The sequence below is a fragment of the Streptomyces sp. CO7 genome, assembly GCF_053474865.1.
Window position 1 is genome coordinate 1 of record NZ_JBRIOU010000188.1, and the last position, 4,585, is coordinate 4,585.

General features: G+C 76.1%; 2 protein-coding genes. Both read right to left on the bottom strand.

Annotated elements, in window-relative coordinates:
• Positions 1-4,251, bottom strand: a 4,251-nt coding sequence (locus ACOV8S_RS32265; protein WP_448322129.1) for a hypothetical protein, incomplete at its 3' end; no start/stop codon positions are given.
• On the bottom strand, positions 4,248-4,585 hold a 338-nt coding region (locus ACOV8S_RS32270), incomplete at its 5' end, for a hypothetical protein (protein WP_448322131.1). The genes ACOV8S_RS32270 and ACOV8S_RS32265, both read right to left, overlap by 4 nt.

A 4,585-nucleotide genomic window follows, 5' to 3' on the forward strand; every position in this document is an offset into this window, starting at 1 on the left:
GAGGGGGGGGGGGGCCGGGGGGGTGGGGCCCCCCCGCCACAGCAGCTCCCGGCCGAGCTCGTGGTTGGCGCCGGCCAGGAACGCCTCGATGAAGGGCCCGTTGGCGCGCAGCAGGGTGACCGTCTCGGGCGGGACGTTCTCCGCTCCGGGCAGCAGGTGGTCGGCGCCGAGCTCGGTGAGGAGTTCGGCCATCGGCCGGTCGAACGAGGGCGGGGCGAGGAGCGGGCCGAGCGGGTCGGGCAGGGCGCCGCCGAGCAGGTCCGCCCCGTCGATCCGGGCCGCGACCCGGCCGGTGACGGCCCGCTCCGGGTCGGTGGCGTCGCGGACCGCGTCGGCGACTCCGCTGAGCGGCACGGCGGGCTCGTCGCCCTGGACGGCGCGGGCCTGGGCCGCGAGCAGGGCGCGCTGGTGGGCCTTGGCGGCGGTGCGGAAGTTGGAGGTGATGGTGCTGCGCCGCTGGGCGGTGGAGCCGGGCAGGTCGACGACGGCCAGGCCGGCGCCCTCGTTGAGCCAGCCGTACCAGGCGCCCTGATGGGCGGGCATGGCGTCGGACCAGGCGCGGGGTCCGGCGGCGCCCTCGACGTCCCAGCCGATGCGGTAGGTCGCGGAGTTCTCGGTGGGGCCGTCCTCCACGACCAGGACGGCCAGGTCGGGCTTCTCGCTGCCCGAGAAGTCGGCGACGGCGATGCCGGCGCCGGCGACGGCCGGCCAACTGCCGGGGATGGCGCGGGGATTGCTCCAGCCGCCGGTGACCCTGCCACGGGCGTTGATCTTCCAGCCGACCCGGTAGGAGCCGGTGACCTGGCCCCCGTTCTCCTCCATCAGCATCACGATCAGCTCGGGGCGCAGGTCGTGGTCCAGGTCGGCGACCGCGACGTCCACGGCGCGCACCCGCGGCGCGGTGTCCGAGGGCCGGCCGGGCCAGGGGATCTCGACGGAGTCCTCCCAGCCGCCCCGGGCGAGGCCGGTGTCAGGGTCGATGTTCCATCCGATCCGCAGGAAGAGGCGGCGGTTGCCGGTGAACCCGCCGAGGTAGACGACGATCAGTTCCTGGTTGCCGTCGCCGTCGAGGTCGGCGAGGGTGCAGCTTCCCCCGCCGACGTGCACGTACTCGGTGAGCGCGCCGCCGGAGCCGGTGGGGGTGGACATCGGGCTGGGCATGGCGACCGGACCCACCCAGCGGGTCGGGTCGCCGTTGGCGTCGAGGTCGCGGCCGATGGCGTAGCGGCCGAAGTTGCCGTCGGTGTTCCCGTTGCGGGTCTCCTCGATCCAGAAGAGCACCACGTCGGGGCGGCCGTTGTTCGGTTTGTCCATGTCGGCGGCGGCGACGCCGAAGCCCTGGGTGACCTCGTGGGTCATCCATCCGCCGCGTCCCGTCTTCAGGGACCATCCGCCGCGGACCGTGGCGTCGAAGTCGGTGGCCCGGCCCACCCGCAGGTAGGGCGTGTTGGCGCCGGCCGGGGCGTCGACATGCCCGACCAGGAGGTTGGAGAAGAAGCCGAGCTGGGGCCGCCAGCGGATGTCCTGCGGCGGGGCGGCCTCCATGGCGCCCTTGCCGCCGAAGACGGGGCGGCCGAGGTTGCGCCAGCTGTTGTCGCCGCCGAGGTCGGCGTGCCACAGCTCCCCGCCGGCGACGGCGTGGACGACGTTGCCCGAGACGGTGGCGATCAGGCCTTGGTCGGGCACGCCGGGTATGCGGCCGCCGCCGACGGTGACGCTGTCGAGAGTGTTGGAGAAGGCCACGGCCAGGATGCGCGCGTCGGCGGTGCAGACCAGGGTCCGGTTGTCGCTGGTGCGGCCGGGCATCCCGGCGACGCCCGGCGCGCCCTGGACGGGCTGCCAGACGAGGTAGTTGAGCAGGGGCGCCTTGGTGCTGATCCGGAGGACTCCGTCCACGCCCGAGCCCATGTTCCTGGCGGCGCCGGTGCCGTCGGGCACGCCCCGCCAGACGTCGAAGACCTGGGGCAGCGGAAAGCCGTTGACGGGGGTGGCGGCCCAGCCGGCGCCCTCGTCCGCCCACCGCAACAGCTTGCCGTCGGTGTCGAGCAGGTTGAGCGCCCAGGGGCCGACCACCCGGACGCCGCTGATGCGCCGCTCGTCGGGCTTGCGGCCGGTCTCCCAGTTCCAGCTCGACCCCTTGCCCTTGAGGGCGTGCAGGAAGCCGTCGCCGTCCGTGCAGTAGACCGTCTGGTTGAGGTACTGGTTGGTGCTCGGGCCACTGGGAGGGTTGCGGCGGACGACGGCCGCGAGCGCGCCGTCACCGCCGTTCAGCGGGGCGGTGCCGCGCTTGCCGTGGTCGAGCCACACCCAGCGGTCGCCGTCCCAGAAGAGCTGGCGCAGGGTGCCGTCGGCGCCGGTGACGAAGATGTGCAGGTCCTGGCAGGCGACCGGGGACGAGGAGGCGGTGGTGCCGGGTGGTGTGCCGTGGTCGACCCAGCCGGGTTGGCCGCCCTGGGTGACCCGGGACATGAGCCGGCCGTCGGTGGTGACCACGAAGACCCTGTTGCTCAGGCCGGCTCCGACCCAGCGGATCACCGGGGTGACGGGGTCGACGCCCTCCCTCGGGGTGGTGGGGTTCTTCTCCCACCAGCGGGTGGTGAGCCGGTCCTCGGTGAGTGAGTCGAAGTCCTCCTCGCCGGGCAGGTCGTCCACTCCGCTGAGTCCCGGTGGGGTGGCCAGTTCCGGCACCGCCCGCTCGGTGCGGCGGGCCAGTGCGGCGGCCAGGCCGGTGACGGCGGTGTCGGCGCCCGCGGGCCGGGTTCCGGTGGCGGCGGCGCGGCGGGCGACCGGGCCACCGGGGCGCAGCAGTCGCCGCAGGGCGGGATCGAGGGCGGCGGCGGCCTCCTTGTTGCGGGCCAGTTCGCCGGCGGCGGTGCCGGAGCCGAAGCGGACGGCGGCGCGGGCGGCGGCGGTCATCTGCAGGAGCCGTGCGTCGGCCGCGTCGTCGGCGGCCGGGGTGCCGAGAGGTGTGGCCCCGGGGAGCCGGCGGTGCAGCCGGTCGCTGACGGTGCGGGCCAGCTGGCCCTGTCTCAGGGTTTCGTTGGCGCGCCGCAGTTCGGCCGCCTGGTCCCAGGCCGCGGCGACCAGGTCCTCCTGGTGGCGGCGCACCACCTCGGCGCCGAGCGCGGCCGCGGAGCGGTGCCGGGGGTCGAGGTTGAGTTCACGCAGCCAGGTGGGGCCGGCCTGTGGGGAGGGCAGCTCCGTGCGGCCGGCCTGGGCGCCGCCGTAGAGCGGCGGGGTGAGTTCCGCCCCGTCGGGACCGGTGTCGAGCACGTCGGTGTAGGCGGTGCGGAAGGCGGCGGCGGTGTCCTTGTCCCAGGACCGGGCGTCGGTCCCGGCGCCGCGCAGGGCCCCCTCCATGTCGAGCAGGCGGCCGGGATGCCCGTCGGGGAGGGCGGGCAGGCCGTGCCCGGCGGCGCCGACGTCCATGGGGCGGGTGCCGACGTCGCCGGGGAGGGCGCGCGGGCTCAGGGCGCGGACCAGGGACTCGAAGTCCCCGTCCTGGCCGGTGCCGAAGCTCCAGTGGTGGTACACGGGCAGGTCGATCTCGGCCGGCTGCCCCGCCTCCGCGCCGTCGGTGGGCGGCCAGGCCGGGGTGAGGGGGCCCTCGGGGACGGGCAGGCCCAGGCCCGCGAGGCGTCCGGCCTCGAAGGCGGGGACCACGGCGGCCAGGTACCGGGTGTGCGGACGCAGCCGGCGGGGGCAGATCAGCCGAGAGAGGGTGCGGTCCGGTTCCTGGGCGAGCAGCCGGTCCACCTCCTCCGGGCCGTCGCCGTCCTCCGTGGTGACCTGGGCATGGGCCCAGGCCCAGGACTGGGCGAGGTCGGGCAGCCGGTCGACCGCGCAGCGCAGCACGGGCAGGGCGGCGGCCGCGGGCAGCAGGGCGGCACGGTCCGCCTCCACCACCACCAGCACCAGCCAGGGCCGCAGCCGGTCCTGCTCGCCCGCTCCGGCCGGGGTGAACATCCACGGCAGGTCGGGGCGGTCGAACTCGACGGCGGGGAACAGGTGCGGTTCCGCGTCGGAGGTGCCGGGCGCGGGGAAGGTCCGCACGACCTGCGCCGCGTCGACACCGGTGACGTCCCCGGGGCCGAGCAGGCGGGCGGGCACGGTCACCGGGGCGCGGCCGGTGAGCCGGGGACGCAGCACGACATGGTTGCGTGCGTCCATGTCACCGGCCCCGGTGTCGGGCGTCCCGCCGGCGGCGGCGAGTCCTTCGCGGACCCAGGAAAGGAAGGTAAGGCCGCTCAACGGGTGCCTCCGGCGGTGTTCTCGTCGGTCTTGAGGTGCGGCTCTGCGGTCCCGGCGTCCGTGCGGGTCCGCCCGGCGGCGGTCCGGGTGCCGCGGTCGTCGACCGCCGTGGGGTCCGGGCCCGCGGGGTCCGCGGCGGTGAGGTCCGGCGTGTCGGGAGCCAGGCGCAGGTCGTGGCTGCCGGACCGCCGGAGGGTACGGCGCAGTTCGGCGGCCTCCGCCCAGGTGGCGGCCCGCACCGGGGCCGGCGCCCGGGTGTCTCGGGCCGTCCGGGCGGCCGGGTCGGCGGCGTCCGCGCCGAGGACCGTCCAGCCGGTGTCGCGCACGCCGAGGG